We start from the raw sequence: 15,118 nt of genomic DNA, 5'->3' as shown, positions 1-15,118 counted from the left end.
GGGAGACCTTTGGGTAGAGGGACTCAGATACTATAAAGCCATTGTTCACTTAAGAGACAAATTTAAAGCGAGGCATGCCGGGCAGCTTGGGCCCGGATCCCCGGTTTTTCCGACCGGGAGCTGTGCTGGCTGGCGTCGCCCCTGTGCCTCGCTGTCTCTGCAATCCGCACGCATCACGACGCGGCCTCACGGACAATCCCCGCGTTGCCTATGGTGCGCTTGCCCGACTCAGGGAGCGGGCAGGGTCTGGGCGCGGCAGAAGGCGAGGAAGCGGCGCAGGGCCGCGGAGTGGAACTTCTGCTTGTGCCAGACGAGGGAGAGCTGGCGAGGGAAGGTCTGGCTCGGGGTGAGCGCCACCAGGCGGCCGCTGTGCAGGCGATCGGAGACAGCGAGGCGGGAGATAAAGGAGATGCCGAGCCCCTTCTCCACCGCCAGCATCACCGCCTCCAGGGTGTTGAGCTCGAGCCCCGCCTGCCAGCGCGGCAGCCTGGGCAGGATCTGCTGCTCGAACTGCTCGCGGCTCCCTGACTGGGGCTCGCGCAGTACCCAGGTTTCGCCTGCGAGCAGGCGAAGAGGCAGCTCCAGCTGCCCGGCCAGGGGGTGCTGGGGCGGGGCTATGATCAGCATCTCGTCTTCGAGCCAGGGCCCGCTCACCAGATCCGGGTGATGGTTCTCCCCCTCGATGAGGGCCAGATCCAGCTCGAAGTGGGCGAGGGAGTGGCACAACAGGTGGGTGTTGGCGATGGTCACCCTGGGGGCGGATCCCAGCTCCTGGGCACCCCCCGCCAGCAGGCTGGGCAGCAGGTAGTTGCCTATGGTCTGGCTGGCCCCCAGGCGCAGCTGGCCGCTCGGCTCGGCGTCCGGGCCAAACAGCTGCTCTATCTCCTGCATCCGGGTCAGCAGCTCCTCGGCGGCCGGTTGCAGCAGGCGCCCCTCGTTGTTGAGCTGAAGCCTCGGATGCACCCGATCGAACAGCGGGGTGGCGAGCTGGCGCTCCAGCTCCTGCAACGACTGGGAGACGGCCCCCTTGCTGAGGCAGAGCTCGCTGGCCGCGCCCCCCAGGTTGCCGTGGCGGGCTATGGTGGCGAACACCTTGAGTTGTTGCAGGGTCAGCTTCATGTCGTTTAATTTTCCTAAACGCTTAGTTCAATTCATTTAGATATCGTAAACGATAGACCCTCTTTATCCTATGTACATCGTCATCAACAAGAGGGTACCAGTCATGATCGCACGCACCCGTCGCTCCCTTGCCGCCGCCCCGACCCCCATGGCCGGGCTGGCACTCGGGATCGCCAGCCTCGGCTGGTGTTGGGAAAATGCCGGTCAGTTCGATGGCCGCCTGCAACTGCTGGGGGCCGCCATTGCCGCCGTGCTGCTCCTCATCCTCACCTTCAAGTTCCTGCTGCACCCGCGTCTGCTGTGGCAGGATCTCGCCCACCCCGTGGTGGGCAGCGTGGTGCCCACCTATGCCATGGGGACCATGGTGGTCTCCAAGGCGGTGGGGCTGCTGGCCCCGACCCTGGGCCAGGGGCTCTGGCTGTTTGCGGTGATCATTCACCTGCTGTTCCTCGCCACCTTCGTCTGGCACAGGGCCAAGGCGTTTGAAATTCACCACATGGTGCCGAGCTGGTTCGTGCCACCGGTGGGGATCATCGTGGCCGACGTCGCCTACCCGGGTGGCCCCTTCGCCGCCCTGGCCAATGGCCTGCTCTGGTTCGGCATGGCCTGCTACGCCCTGATGCTGCCGCTGATGCTCTATCGCCTCATCTTCAGCCACGAGGTGCCGGATGCCGCCAAGCCCACCATCGCCATCCTGGCGGCGCCTGCCAGCCTCTCCTTGGCCGGCTACCTCACCGTGAGCCAGGATCCGTCGCTGCTGCTGGTGGCCGTGCTGCTGGGGATAGCCCTGCTGATGACTGGCATCATCTACCTGGCCTTCATCAAGCTGCTGCGTCTGCCGTTCTCGCCGGGCTATGCCGCCTTCACCTTCCCCCTGGTGATAGGCGCCACCGCCCTGTTCAAGGTGGGTCACCTGCTGTCGCAGTGGCCAGAGGCTGCCCACTATGCGGCGCAGATCAACCAGCTGGCCTATCTGGAACTCGGTGCGGCGACCCTGATCGTCGGTTATGTGGCGCTGCGCTACCTGATGTTCTTCCTGCCCCTCGGTCAGACTGGGGGCTTGGGTCACCCCGTGCGCCGCTAAGCGTCCGGCTCGCCTGCCAGCAACAGACCCCGCTCCGCGGGGTCTGCTTCATTCTGGGGCCTGCACGACGTCAGCGCCCTTGATGGGGTGCCAGGTATTTTCCCCACGTGAGTATGTTTTCGATCCCTGGCGAGATAAGGCGGCCTCTTGTCGCACGGCGTGTCCGGCTTTCGTTGAGCAAGGCAGTTGACCATGACGGCTTTGGTTGTAATGCGGCGGGGCGACTATAGTGCACCCTGATGAGGGTGCCTCGTTTGGCCCGCTCGAAGAGGTAAAAACCATATTGGGATCAACAGTAGGAGGTTGTCATATGAAAGGTATTGCCATCCTGGTGACGGTGTTTTTGATGGGGGTGGGGGTCGCGCACAGCGCCACCATGACGGCGCAGCAGCTGTGCGAGAGTCAGGCTGCCGAGAAGAAGTTGAGCGGCGCGGCCAAGACCAGCTTCGTCGGCAAGTGCGTCAAGACAGCCCCGGCCACTGATAGCGCCAAGGCGAGTCAGTGCGAGAAAGCGGCGGCCGACAAGAAGCTGGCCGGTGCGGCCAAGAACAGCTTTATCCAAAAATGCGTGAAAACCGATGCCACAGCCGACAAGGCAAGCCAATGTGAGAAAGCGGCGGCCGACAAGAAGCTGGCCGGTGCGGCCAAGAACAGCTTTATCCAGAAATGCGTGAAAACAGATGCCACGGCCGACAAGGCAAGCCAATGCGAGAAAGCGGCGGCCGACAAGAAGCTGGCGGGGGCGGCCAAGAACAGCTTTATCCAAAAATGCGTCAAGACCGGCTAAGGGTGTGCAAGCGGGGCGCTCCCTGGGGTGCCAGCTAATACCGATGTGTGATGTTCAGGGGGCCCATGGCCCCCTGCTTTATTCGCCGTCATTCGCAGCCTCAGGGATTGTTGTCTCCGTTGGGGCTGGCGTGCTCGCCCGCAGGGGCCTAGAAGCTGGCCCCCAGGCTGATGTATTGGCGCCACTCCTTGCCATCTATGGTGATGCGCCCATCCGGGGTATTGAACCAGGCATCGTCCCAGTCCAGCTCGCTCGACCAGGAGAGGCGGACGTTGTCGTTGAAGTAGTAGCGCATGCCGATGCTGCCATTGACGCTCTGGTTGAGGGTAAAGAGGGGAGAGTCCTGATCCAGGTACTTGATGTAGGTGCCCTTGCTAAACAGCTCTATCCGCTCCTCCCAGACAGGCTGACGATAGTCCCAGCCGAGGCTGGCGAAGGGGTAGGAGGCATGGGGGGAACCGAACAGCTCCTCTACGACCTCGTTGCCATCGCGCCAGTAGGCGTAGCGCACGCCGCCCTGGGTGATGAGTTCGAGGCGGCGCTTCTTATCATTCCAGAACCGGTAGCCGGGGCCCGAACCCAAGTCGAGGGAGAGATAGTCGGTCTCTATCATGTCGTACTCGTAGTCCACCGAGCTGCGCCAGAACCAGCTCTGATCGAAGAAGATATCGACAATGGGTTTGAGTTGGTAGTCGTGGCTGTCGGTCTTGCCATCGGTGGTTTCGTAGTTGTACTCCCCCTCCAGGGTGTAACGCCAATCCATGTTGGCGAGCTCGAATGCGCCCTTGAGGTTGACGTCATTGCTCTGGCTGGTGTTGCTCTTGAGCTTGATGTTGACGTCGCCGTTGCCCGTCATATGCCAGGCATTTTCGGCAATGCCGAGGGGGTTGAAGTCGATGCCCCCCTTGGCGGTGGGTTTGGGTTTGTAGGGCTTGTCGAGCCGCCAGCGCATGATGGCGCTGCGCGCTATGGTCAGCGGTTCACCATAGGGCAGTTTGATGCGCACCATCTTGTCGGTCATCTCCTCTATCTTGCCGCTCAGCCGATCGCCGTTGTGCATCCAGAGAATATCGGCGGCCCAGAGTGGCGCCGCGGCCAGCAGGGCGCAGAGGCAGAGCAGGCGCGGCAAGGCGCGCAGGAAAGAGCAGGGGTTCATCATGGTGTCCTATCTGGCACTTAACCGCCGACGAGCAGGGGCATGCCGCTTTTACGCTCCAGCGCCAGGCTGGCTTGACCCGCATCCACCTCGGGGGCATCGATAAAGCCTTTGACCGCCGGGCTCAGCACCAGGGGGGCACCTTGCTCAAGCTCTTGCTCGGTGCGGGACAGGGGGGAGTGCACCTCCAGCCAGCGGCTGCCATCTGGCTCTATGGCGGTCTTGACCGGTTGATTGATGACCCTGACCTGGGTGCCCAACGGCACCTGCTTGAACAGGGATTCGATGTCGGCGGGTCGCAGCCGGATACAGCCGGCACTGACCCTCAGCCCGACGCCGAAATCCTTGTTGGTGCCGTGGATCAGGTAGTCCTGCTTGCCATAACCGAGCCGCATGGCGAACTTGCCCAACGGATTGTCCGGGCCCGGCGGCACCACGGCGGGCAAGTCGATGCCCTTTTGCTCCAGCCAGGATTTGCGCACCATGGGCCCCGGCGTCCAGGTTGGATTGGGGTTCTTGGCAATGACGGTGGTGGTCATCTCCGGGGTCTCGCGGCCTATGTCACCTATGCCAATGGGCAGTACCACCACGTCATCCGCACCCTTGGGGAAGTAATAGAGGCGCAGCTCCGGCAAATTGATGACGATGCCCTCTCGCGGCACATCCGGCAGCAGTATCTGAGTGGGCAGGATCAAACGGGTACCCGGTTTGGGCAGGTAGGGATCGACCCCGGGATTGGCCTCAAGCAGTGCCAGGAAGCCAATCTGAGTGTGAGCCCCGATCAGTTCCAGGTGTTCACCCTGCTGCACTATGTAGTCTTCGGGGGCGCCAATGAGGCGGCTGTTGGCCGCAGGCAGCGGATAACTGGTGGCCAGTGCTGAGCCCGCCCAGCAAGTGGTGAGGAGCGGTAGCAGAATACGCAAGTTGAACATGAGCAATCCAGGTCGTCGAAACGGATCCCCTCAGGGAGGGCGAAAGAGGCGAAATTGTTAACCAATCGGCCCGGGAATACCAGCCCGGCGGCAGCGACGCACCGATCTTCATCCGCCGGGATAAACAACAGGGAGCCAGGCGGAGCAAGAAAGCAACAGGGGAGGAGACCCATGATGAGGCCCGTCATGATGCTTGATGGATTTCTATACAGTCAGTTGATATTTAAAGAGATTGAGATTGATTTCCTGGGTGGGGCTGAGTCAGAATAGCCCCTATGGAGAGATGCCGGAGTGGCCGAACGGGATTGACTCGAAATCAATTGTGGTAGCAATACCACCCAGGGTTCGAATCCCTGTTTCTCCGCCATCTATCAAGCCCAACCTACTCAGTAGGTTGGGCTTTTCGTTATCTGTCTCTGCGCAGATGCCATCCAGATGAACGGCGCTGGACAGCTCATCGCCCCGTGTATCCTGTTGAGGGTGCTCGGTAATTTGGACATATCTGAACCCATGACATACAGGGCCCTGAAACGGCGCATCAACAATGCAAGTGGCTGGCTAATGGGTGGCAATTCAAGGTGACCGAGCCAGCTCGAGTGGACGAGCCTGTGTGAAGACTGCGACTGTTTATCGGGATCATCTATCCAGCAAGACGCCCAGTTTGCTCATCAAGGCGATGGAGCCAAGGATGCGCCTCCCTGTGTCTGAAATCGTCGGAGCGGCGCCGGGAGCGGGTTTCGATCTATGGGCTCCGGTGGCTACACTGCCTGAGTGCATGGGGCCTGTGCGTGAGTTGGCGCAGGGCCGGGATCACACAGAGGGAGCGACAGATGGTAATGAGATGGCAGAGCGCGGGGTTGCTGATGGTGAGCCTGATGTCGGGTTGTACCACCCTTGTCCCAGCCCCCATCGAGTATCTGAAACAGGATCCTCCTCCTGGCGGCGTGCCGCCTGGGAAGCTGGTCTATGTGGACGATGGCAAGTGTCCGGATGGCCAGGTCAAAAAGCTTCGCGGCGGCGATGGGAGCAAGAATCTTCCTCGCCACGTCGAGTGTGTGCCGCGCCCGCAGTAGCCAGTACGCTGGCTATGGATCAACAGGGGAAAGCCTTGTCAGCAGTCATCGGCCATCGGCATATAAGTTGATGGGATCAATCCCCAATGAAAAGGCCCAGGCAACTGCCCGGGCCTTTTTGTATTTATAGGGGCAGGGCGCTAGAAGGCATCGCCCGGCACCCGCACCCAGCCCTCCATCAGGATGCGGGCTGAGCGCGACATCACCGCCTTGGTGACCGTCCACTCGCCATTCACCTGCCGCGCCTCTGCCCCCACCCGCAGGGTGCCTGAAGGGTGGCCGAAGCGCACCGCCTCACGCTCACCGCCACCGGCGACCAGGTTCACCAGGGTGCCGGGAATGGCCGCCGCTGTGCCGATGGCCACGGCGCAGGTGCCCATCATGGCGTGGTGCAGCTTGCCCATGGAGAGTGCCCGCACCAGCAGGTCGATCTCGCCAGCCATCACCGTCTTGCCACTGGAGGAGAGGTACTCCTTCGATTTGGCGACGAAGGCCACCTTGGGGGTGTGCTGGCGGGTGGCCGCCTCCTCCGGCGTCTTGATGAGCCCCATGCGCAGGGCGCCGGCGATACGGATGGCCTCGAAGCGCGCCAGCGCCTCGGGATCGCCGTTGATCGCCTCGCGCAGCTCGGTGCCCTGATAACCGATCTCCTCGGCATTGACGAACACTGTCGGAATGCCGGCGCTGATCATTGTGGCCTTGATGTTTCCTATGCCGGGCACCTCGAGATCGTCGATGAGGTTGCCGGTGGGGAAGAGGGCGCCGCCCTCCTCGCCATCCTCGGAGGGGTCGAGAAACTCCAGCACGATTTCGGCGGCGGGGAAGCTGACCCCATCCAGCTCGAAGTCACCGGTCTCCTGCACCTGGCCGTTGCTCACCGGTACATGGGCCATGATGCTCTTGCCGATATTGGCCTGCCAGACTCGCACCACGCAGGTGCCGTCTTGGGGAATGCGGGCCGGATCCACCAGCCCCGCATGGATGGCGAAGGCGCCGGCGGCGGTGGAGAGGTTGCCGCAGTTGCCGCTCCAGTCCACGAACGGCTTGTCGATGGCAACCTGGCCGTAGAGGTAGTCCACGTCGTGATCGGGCTGCTGGCTCTTGGCGAGGATCACGCACTTGGAGGTGGAGGAGGTGGCGCCCCCCATGCCGTCCATGTGGGCAGAGTAGGGATCGGGGCTGCCGATCACGCGCATGAAGAGCGCGTCGCGGGCCGGGCCTGGCACCTGGCAGCGCTCGGGCAGATCGCTTAAGCGGAAGAAGACGCCCTTGCTGGTGCCGCCGCGCATATAGGTGGCCGGGATCCTGACTTGAGGTGTGTGAGTCGAAGAGAGTGGGGCCATGAATCTTGTCCTGAAAAGAGTGACGGATCCTTCTTCCTCGGGGAGAAGGTGCCCTAAGGGCGGATGAGGGGAGATCCCCTCACCCCAACCCTCTCCCAAAGGGAGAGGGAGCACATCATGCCTCTCCCGGTGAAGGGGAGGGGGAATACCATCTATCAGCTGGCGGCCTTGTGGGTGGTCGCTTCCAGGAAGTCCTGGGCGAAGCGCTGCAGCACGCCGCCGGCCTCATAGACCGAGACCTCCTCGGCGGTGTCGAGACGGCAGGTCATGGGCACCTCGACCGTCTCGCCGTTGCGCCTGTGAATGACCAGCACGAGATCGGTGCGCGGGGTGCGTGCCCCCTTGACGTCATAGGTCTCGGTGCCGTCCAGCCCCAAGGTCAAACGGCTGGTGCCCGGCTTGAACTCCAGGGGCAGCACCCCCATGCCGATCAGGTTGGTGCGGTGAATGCGCTCGAAGCCTTCCGCCGCTATCACCTCCACCCCCGCCAGCCGTACGCCTTTGGCCGCCCAGTCACGGGACGAGCCCTGGCCGTAGTCGGCGCCCGCCACTATGATCAGCGGCTGCTTGCGGGCCATGTAGGTTTCGATGGCTTCCCACATCCGCATGACCTGCCCCTCCGGCTCGACCCGGGTCAGCGACCCCTTCTTCACTGCGCCGTTCACCACCGCCATCTCGTTCACCAGCTGGGGGTTGGCGAAGGTGGCGCGCTGGGCGGTCAGGTGATCGCCGCGGTGGGTGGCGTAGGAGTTGAAGTCCTCCTCCGGCAGGCCCATCTTGTGCAGGTATTCACCGGCCGCGCTGCTGCGCATGATGGCGTTGGACGGCGACAGGTGATCGGTGGTGATGTTGTCCGGCAACAGCGCCAGCGGCCTCATGCCCTTGAGGGTTCGTTCCCCCGCCAGCGCCCCTTCCCCCTCTTTATCCCAATAAGGCGGGCGGCGGATATAGGTGCTCTGCGGACGCCAGTCGTACAAAGGCGCCACCTTGGGGCCATGGTCTTCCTCTATGGTGAACATGGGGATATAGACCTGGCGGAACTGCTCCGGCTTCACCGAGGCCCTGACCACGGCATCTATCTCGTCATCCGACGGCCAGATATCTTTCAGGCGAATTTCCTTACCGTTCACCACTCCCAGCACATCCTTCTCGATGTCGAAGCGGATGGTGCCCGCGATGGCGTAGGCCACCACCAGCGGCGGCGAGGCGAGGAAGGCCTGTTTGGCATAGGGGTGGATGCGACCGTCGAAGTTGCGGTTGCCCGACAGCACGGCGGTGGCGTAGAGATCACGATCGATGATCTCCTGCTGGATAGCCGGATCCAGGGCGCCGGACATGCCGTTGCAGGTGGTGCAGGCGAAGGCCACTATGCCAAAGCCCAGCCGCTCCAGCTCGCTGTCCAGTCCCGCCTCTTCCAGGTACAAGGCCACCGTCTTGGAGCCCGGCGCCAGGGACGACTTGACCCAGGGTTTGCGCACCAGCCCGAGCTGGTTGGCGTTGCGCGCCAAGAGCCCCGCCGCAATCACGTTGCGCGGGTTGCTGGTGTTGGTGCAGCTGGTGATGGCGGCGATGATCACGGCCCCATCCGGCAGCAGGCCGTCGGCCTCCTGGGCGCGGGCCTTGTCCAGATCCACCGCTATGCCGCGGGCGGCCAGATCGGCCACCGGCAGGCGGCGGTGCGGGTTGGAGGGGCCCGCCAGGGTGCGCACCACGGTGGAGAGATCGAAGTGCAGCACGCGCTCGTACTGGGCACTCGCCAGGCAGTCGGCCCAGAGGCCCGCCTCCTTGGCATAGGTCTCCACCAGCTTGACCTGCTCACTATCACGGCCGGTGAGGCGCAGGTAGTCGATGGTCTGCTGGTCGATGAAGAACATGGCCGCGGTGGCGCCGTATTCAGGTGCCATGTTGGAGATGGTGGCGCGATCGCCCAGGGTGAGGGCGGCGGCACCTTCCCCATGAAACTCCAGGTAGGCGCCGACCACTTTCTGCTGACGCAGGAACTCGGTCAGCGACAGCACCAGATCCGTGGCGGTAATGCCGGCTTGCGGCTTGCCAGACAGCTCCACGCCAACGATCTCAGGCAGGCGCATCCAGGAGGCGCGCCCCAGCATCACGTTCTCCGCTTCCAGCCCACCCACCCCCACCGCTATCACCCCGAGGGCGTCAACGTGGGGGGTGTGGCTGTCGGTGCCGACACAGGTGTCCGGGTAGGCCACGCCGCGATCGTTGTGAATGACCGGCGACATCTTCTCCAGGTTGATCTGGTGCATGATGCCGTTGCCCGGCTGGATCACCTCTATGTTCTTGAACGCCTGCTTGGTCCAATTGATGAAGTGGAAGCGATCCTCGTTGCGGCGATCCTCGATGGCGCGGTTCTTGGCAAAGGCATCCGGATCGAAGCCGCCGCACTCCACGGCCAGGGAGTGATCGACGATGAGCTGCACCGGTACCACAGGGTTGACCTGGGCAGGATCTCCCCCCTGATCGGCGATGGCATCGCGCAGACCGGCCAAGTCCACCAGGGCGGTCTGGCCCAGGATGTCGTGGCATACCACCCGGGCCGGGAACCAGGGGAAGTCGCGATCGCGCTTATTCAAGGCGATCTGGCCGAGGCACTCGCCGAGGATGGCCGGATCGCACTTGCGAACCAGGTTTTCGGCGTGGACGCGGGCTGTGTAGGAGAGCCTGTCCCAGGCGCCGGGGGCGATGGCGTTCACCGCTTCCCGGGCGTCGAAGTAGTCGAGCTGAGTGCCAGGCAGGGGCTTGCGATATTGAGTGTTAATCATCACTTGCGCTCCTGATTCTGCTCGGCATGGACGCGGGCTGTGTAGGAGAGCCTGTCCCAGGCGCCGGGGGCGATGGCGTTTACCGCCTCCCGGGCGTCGAAGTAGTCAAGCTGAGTGCCGGGCAGGGGCTTGCGATATTGAGTGTTAATCATCACTTGCGCTCCTGATTTTGCTCGGCATGGACGCGGGCTGTGTAGGAGAGTCTGTCCCAGGCGCCGGGGCGATGGCGTTCACCGCTTCCCGGGCGTCGAAGTAGTCAAGCTGAGTGCCGGGCAGGGGCTTGCGGTATTGTGCGTTGGTCATCACTTGCGCTCCTGATTCTGCTCGGCGTGGACGCGGTCTGTGTAGGAGAGTTTGTTCCAGGCACCGGGCTGGATGGCCTCGGCCGCCTCCCGGGCGTCGAAGTAGTCGAGCTGAGTGCCGGGCAGGGGCTTGCGATATTGAATATTGCTCATCACTTGCGCTCCTTGAGCGGCACGAAGGTCAGATCCTCCGGGCCCGTGTAGTTGGCGCTCGGGCGGATGATCTTGCCGTCGATGCGCTGCTCGATGACATGGGCCGACCAGCCGGAGGTGCGGGCGATCACGAACAGCGGGGTGAACATGGCGGTGGGCACCCCCATCATGTGGTAGCTGACGGCGCTGAACCAGTCGAGGTTGGGGAACATCTTCTTGGCTTCCCACATGGTGGACTCCAGCCGCTCGGCGATGTCGAACATCTTGCTGTTGTGCTGCTCCAGGCTGAGCTCGCGAGCCACCTCTTTAATCACCTTGTTGCGGGGATCCGAGACGGTGTAGACCGGGTGGCCGAAGCCGATCACCACTTCTTTCTTCTCGACCCGGGCGCGGATGTCAGCCTCGGCCTCATCCGGATTCTCATAGCGCTTCTGGATCTCGAAGGCCACCTCGTTGGCGCCGCCGTGCTTGGGCCCGCGCAGGGCACCGATGGCGCCGGTGATGCAGGAGTACATGTCGGAGCCGGTGCCCGCGATGACGCGGCCTGCGAAGGTGGAGGCGTTGAACTCATGCTCTGCGTAGAGGATCAGCGAGGTGTGCATGGCGCGCACCCAGGAGGCACGTGGCTTCTCTCCGTGTAGCAGGTGCAGGAAGTGGCCGCCGATGGAGTCATCATCGGTCTCCACTTCGATGCGCTTGCCGTTGTGGCTGAAGTGGTACCAGTAAAGCAGCACCGAGCCTAAGCAAGCCATCAGCTTGTCGGCGATGTCCCGGGCGCCCGGGTGATTGTGATCGTCCTTCTCCGGCGACACGCAGCCCAGCACCGAGACGGCGCTGCGCATCACGTCCATCGGGTGGGCGGAGGGGGGCAGCTGCTCCAGGGCGGTCTTGACGCCGGAGGGCAGGCCGCGCAGGGCCTTGAGCTTGGCCTTGTAGGCGGCCAGCTCGGCGATGTTGGGCAGATGGCCGTGCACCAGCAGGTGGGCGATCTCCTCGAATTCACAGCTGGTGGCGACATCGAGGATGTCATAGCCACGGTAGTGCAGGTCGTTGCCGGAGAGGCCGACGGTGCACAGGGCGGTATTGCCGGCGGCGGTGCCGGAGAGGGCGACGGATTTCTTCGGTTTGAAGCCGGGGGTGGTCTCCACAAGTGCGCTCATCACAGGTTTCCTCATTCAGTCCGTTGAAGCGCCGGCCGCCAGCATGAGGCGGCCGGTCGGCGTGTTATTCCTTGGTAGACAGATCCTTGGTGAACAGCCTGTCCAGGGTCTGCTCGTAGTGGTGGTAGCCGAGGAAGTCATAGAGGGACTCTCGGGTCTGCATGGTGTCGACCACGGCACGCTGGTGACCATCCTGGCGAAGCTGCTGATAGACGTTGAGGGCGGCCTGGTTGGCGGCGCGGGCGGCGCTCAGGGGGTAGAGCACCATGTCAACGCCGTGGGCAGCGAGGGCCTCCTTGTCAAACAGCTCGGTCTGGCCGAATTCGGTCATGTTGGCGAGGATGGGGACGCCAGCCGCCTGCTTGAAGCGGTCGTACTGATCCAGCTCGGTGACCGCCTCGGCGAAGATCATGTCGGCCCCGGCGGCGGCGTAGGCCGCGGCGCGCTCCAGGGCCGAACCCAGCCCTTCCACCGCCAGGGCGTCGGTGCGGGCCATGATGACGAAGTGCTCATCGGTGCGGGCGTCGACCGCCGCCTTGATCCTGTCCACCATCTCGGCGATGGAGACCACGGCCTTGTTGGGTCTGTGACCGCAGCGCTTCTGGGCAACCTGATCCTCCATGTGGACGGCGGCGACACCACCGCGTTCGAAGGCGCGGACGGTGCGGGCGATGTTGAAGGCGCCGCCCCAGCCGGTGTCGATGTCGACCAGCAGTGGCACTTGAGTCGCGGCGGTGATGCGCTCGGCATCGATCAGCACGTCGTTCATGGAGGTCATGCCGAGATCCGGCAGGCCATAGGAGGCGTTGGCCACCCCGGCACCGGACAGATAAAGCGCCTTGAAACCGCTGCGCTCGGCCATCAGCGCCATGTAGGCGTTGATGGTACCGACGATCTGCAGGGGTTTTTCATTGGCCAGCGCGCTGCGAAAGCGGGCTCCGGCCGACGGGGACAAGGTAGACATACAGACTCCTTTCATGCTGTTCATGGTTTTCCGTGAATAGAACTATCTCACACTACGTTGACGTCAACGTCAACATTACTTAAGTCCAAGGGGCATCGCATCGGCGCGCCAGCCACCGGGTCTGGATGACGCCATCTCCTCCAGTCAGATGGCGCTCATCCCATGGTGTAAGCGGCTTTTGGCGTGTTGCCGCCAGGCTGGACAGGACAGCTTCTGTCGTCTTCCCCGAGGGTAGGCAACGCATTCTAAGGGGGTCATGAGATGAAAAGTGGCTGTCGCCCGATGAGAAGGGTCATTCACCCAACCCCCTGGATTCAATCCGGACGATGCATTTCATTCACGAACGGATTGGAGGAGTGAGATGGCCAACGCCATAGGCTTTTATGAAACCGGGGCCCGGACGTGCGGCGCGACGAAGAGGTGGCGGTGGGGGTCTGCGTCGGCACCGCTTCCGGCCCCATCGAGGGCTTCAACCTGCGGCTGCTGGCCATGAAGGGCTCCCTCTATCTGGCCCGTCCGGCGCTCGCCGACTACATCGCCGATCCCGCCGAGAAGGAGGCCCTGGCGACGAGCTGTTCGGTCACGGGGCCAGCGGGCGGATCAAGAGAGAGCAACCAGGGTTACGCGCAGCAGGACGCAGCGCAGGTTCACCGCTCTCTCGAGTCGCGCCAGATCCGGGTCGTGCAAGGGGTCCCGAAGACCTGCGGCGGCAAGGTCAACAAGACGCTGATCCGGGAGCAAGAAATGGGCGCCATGAGCAAATCCTGAGCACAGTGGCGCTCACCCGGCAGGCACTTTGCCTTGCTCAGCGGGTGAGGGGTCAGGGTCAGGGGAAAAGGCACGGCCCTGGTTATCATCCCCCGGGGCGCAGTGCGGGCGGGGTGGGCATGGTCTCGCGCCCGGTGGCATCGCTGCCGCCCAGGGCGAGATAGAGACTGGCCATGGTGTTGAGCTGAGTCTGCTGCTGGCTGAGCAGGGCCAGCTCGGCATCCCAGCGTCGGTTCTGCTCATCGAGCCAATCTTGCACCGGACTGCTACCCGCCTCGACGCGCACCCGGGCGAGCCGGTCCGCGTCGATGGCATAGTCTTGCTGCAGGGCGAGGCTGGCCAGCTGCTGCTCGCCAAAGCGGCGGGCGGCGAGGGCGTTTTCCACCTCGAACAGCGCATCGAACAGCTGCTGGCGAAACTCGGCCTGGGCTATCTGGTAGTCGTTCTGGCTGCCGGCGACGGCGAGTCGATTGCTGTTGTACTCGAGGAAGGGCAGGGTCAAGGCGGCCCCCAGGCTGCCCACCGGATTTTCCAGCACCTGCGCCAGGGTATCCGATGCGGTGCTGGCCCCCCCGGTCAGGGTGAGCGCCGGGTAGAAGCTGGTGCGCACCTCGTCACTGCGCGCCAGCGTCTTGCGCAGGCGCAGCTCGGCGGCTCTCACATCCGGGCGTCTGGCCAGCAGATCGGCCGGCAGGCCGGCGGCGATGTCAGGGATGGGGCTTTGGGTGAGGCTCTGCGGCTCGAAGGGGAGAGGTCCTCGACTGCGGCCGAGCAGTTGCAGCAGCGCATTGCTCGCCGCGACCCTCTGATTGCGCAGGTTAGCCTGGGCGGCACGCTTGCCGGCGAGCTGCCCGCTGGCTTGCACCAGATCGAGGCGAGGAATGGCCCCTGCCTCATATTTGACTCGGGTCAGGCTCTGGATCTCGGTGAGGTTGGCCAGTTGGCGCTCCCCCAGGGTGATGGCGCTGTTGAGATAGCCGAGTTGCCAATATTGCTGCAGGGTCTGGCTGATCAGGCTCTGGCGGGTGGCGGCGAGATCCTCGGCGCTGGCGGCGGCCTCCCAGCTTGCCTGATCCCGCACCGCCGCCAGCTTGCCCCACAGATCCACTTCATAACTGATGGCGAGGGTCGGTCCCAGACTGTGGGTGCTGGCGCCACTCTTGATCTCCTTGGTGCCGCTGGCCCCCAGGCTGGCATTGACCCCTGGGGTCAGGTTGGTGTCGGCCTGATCCGCTGCGATCCTCGCGCCCTTGAGCCGGAGTCCGGCCACATAAAGATTGGTATTGGCGGCGAGTACCGCCTCGACCAGGGCGTCGAGTCGGGGGTCATGAAAGCCCTGCCACCAGGAGCCGGTTTGCACGGACAGAGCAGGCACATCCCCCTCTTGCCACTGGTCTGGCAGCGCCAGGTCGGCTCTGTGGTAGCTGCTCTGTTGGGAGCAGGCGCCGAGGGCGAGGCAGAGCCCCAGCCAGGATATCTTCATGGGTTTCA

Annotated in this window: 13 protein-coding genes, 1 tRNA gene and 1 pseudogene; 5 read left to right on the top strand and 10 right to left on the bottom strand. The window is 63.5% G+C overall.

The genetic code is table 11. The features are described from left to right. Positions 1-228 precede the first annotated feature (228 nt). A complete protein-coding gene (locus M2367_RS08035; protein WP_259236374.1) occupies positions 229-1,119 on the bottom strand; it encodes a LysR substrate-binding domain-containing protein in 891 nt (296 codons plus the stop codon). Positions 1,120-1,222: 103 nt separating this feature from the next. Here M2367_RS08035 and M2367_RS08030 point away from each other — a divergent pair, with 103 nt between their 5' ends. Next, positions 1,223-2,203: a TDT family transporter gene (locus M2367_RS08030; protein ID WP_259236373.1), complete on the top strand. Its 981-nt coding sequence runs from the start codon at positions 1,223-1,225 to the stop codon at positions 2,201-2,203. Between the two features lie 310 nt (positions 2,204-2,513). Then, positions 2,514-2,894 (top strand): annotated as a pseudogene (locus M2367_RS08025) (hypothetical protein); the annotation flags it as partial. A gap of 244 nt (positions 2,895-3,138) precedes the next feature. Here M2367_RS08025 and M2367_RS08020 read toward each other — a convergent pair. Next, on the bottom strand, positions 3,139-4,146 hold the full coding sequence (locus M2367_RS08020) for a DUF481 domain-containing protein (protein ID WP_259236372.1): 1,008 nt from the start codon (positions 4,144-4,146) through the stop codon (positions 3,139-3,141). A gap of 20 nt (positions 4,147-4,166) precedes the next feature. Next, the gene (locus M2367_RS08015) at positions 4,167-5,078 is read right to left on the bottom strand and encodes a L,D-transpeptidase family protein (protein ID WP_259236371.1); all 912 of its coding nucleotides are present in this window, start codon (positions 5,076-5,078) and stop codon (positions 4,167-4,169) included. A 277-nt stretch (positions 5,079-5,355) separates the two neighbouring features. On the opposite strand from M2367_RS08015, the gene M2367_RS08010 reads away from it, so the two are divergent. Together M2367_RS08010 and M2367_RS08005 are read left to right on the top strand one after the other, a co-directional pair. Then, positions 5,356-5,445 (top strand) — tRNA-Ser (locus tag M2367_RS08010). 463 nt (positions 5,446-5,908) lie between these two features. After that, positions 5,909-6,151: a DUF6719 family protein gene (locus tag M2367_RS08005; RefSeq protein ID WP_224432480.1), complete on the top strand. Its 243-nt coding sequence runs from the start codon at positions 5,909-5,911 to the stop codon at positions 6,149-6,151. A 140-nt stretch (positions 6,152-6,291) separates the two neighbouring features. On the opposite strand, the gene prpF is transcribed toward M2367_RS08005, so the two are convergent. From prpF to prpB, 6 genes are all read right to left on the bottom strand, one after another. Further along, positions 6,292-7,494: a 2-methylaconitate cis-trans isomerase PrpF gene (gene prpF / locus M2367_RS08000; RefSeq protein WP_224432481.1), complete on the bottom strand. Its 1,203-nt coding sequence runs from the start codon at positions 7,492-7,494 to the stop codon at positions 6,292-6,294. Between the two features lie 155 nt (positions 7,495-7,649). Further along, a complete protein-coding gene (acnD, locus tag M2367_RS07995; RefSeq protein WP_259236370.1) occupies positions 7,650-10,280 on the bottom strand; it encodes a Fe/S-dependent 2-methylisocitrate dehydratase AcnD in 2,631 nt (876 codons plus the stop codon). Next, the gene (locus M2367_RS07990; protein WP_259236369.1) at positions 10,280-10,432 is read right to left on the bottom strand and encodes a hypothetical protein; all 153 of its coding nucleotides are present in this window, start codon (positions 10,430-10,432) and stop codon (positions 10,280-10,282) included. Before M2367_RS07990 ends, acnD begins: the two co-directional genes overlap by 1 nt. A gap of 150 nt (positions 10,433-10,582) precedes the next feature. After that, positions 10,583-10,735, bottom strand: coding sequence for a hypothetical protein (locus M2367_RS07985; protein WP_259236368.1), 153 nt, complete (start codon positions 10,733-10,735; stop codon positions 10,583-10,585). After that, positions 10,735-11,895 (bottom strand): 2-methylcitrate synthase, encoded by a 1,161-nt coding sequence (gene prpC / locus M2367_RS07980; protein ID WP_042042694.1) that lies wholly within the window; start codon positions 11,893-11,895, stop codon positions 10,735-10,737. Before prpC ends, M2367_RS07985 begins: the two co-directional genes overlap by 1 nt. A gap of 64 nt (positions 11,896-11,959) precedes the next feature. Beyond that, a complete protein-coding gene (gene prpB, locus M2367_RS07975; protein ID WP_259236367.1) occupies positions 11,960-12,859 on the bottom strand; it encodes a methylisocitrate lyase in 900 nt (299 codons plus the stop codon). 426 nt (positions 12,860-13,285) lie between these two features. Here prpB and M2367_RS07970 point away from each other — a divergent pair, with 426 nt between their 5' ends. After that, positions 13,286-13,627: a hypothetical protein gene (locus M2367_RS07970; RefSeq protein ID WP_259236366.1), complete on the top strand. Its 342-nt coding sequence runs from the start codon at positions 13,286-13,288 to the stop codon at positions 13,625-13,627. An 85-nt stretch (positions 13,628-13,712) separates the two neighbouring features. On the opposite strand, the gene M2367_RS07965 is transcribed toward M2367_RS07970, so the two are convergent. Continuing rightward, positions 13,713-15,110, bottom strand: a complete 1,398-nt coding sequence (locus tag M2367_RS07965; protein WP_259236365.1) for an efflux transporter outer membrane subunit — start codon at positions 15,108-15,110, stop codon at positions 13,713-13,715. Positions 15,111-15,118 lie beyond the last annotated feature (8 nt).

Origin of the sequence: Aeromonas sp. BIGb0445 (genome assembly GCF_024809075.1) — a bacterium.
Classification (GTDB): Bacteria; Pseudomonadota; Gammaproteobacteria; order Enterobacterales; family Aeromonadaceae; genus Aeromonas; species Aeromonas rivuli.
Note: the sequence above shows the minus strand (reverse complement) of the source record. Positions and strands in the feature narration are given on the sequence as shown.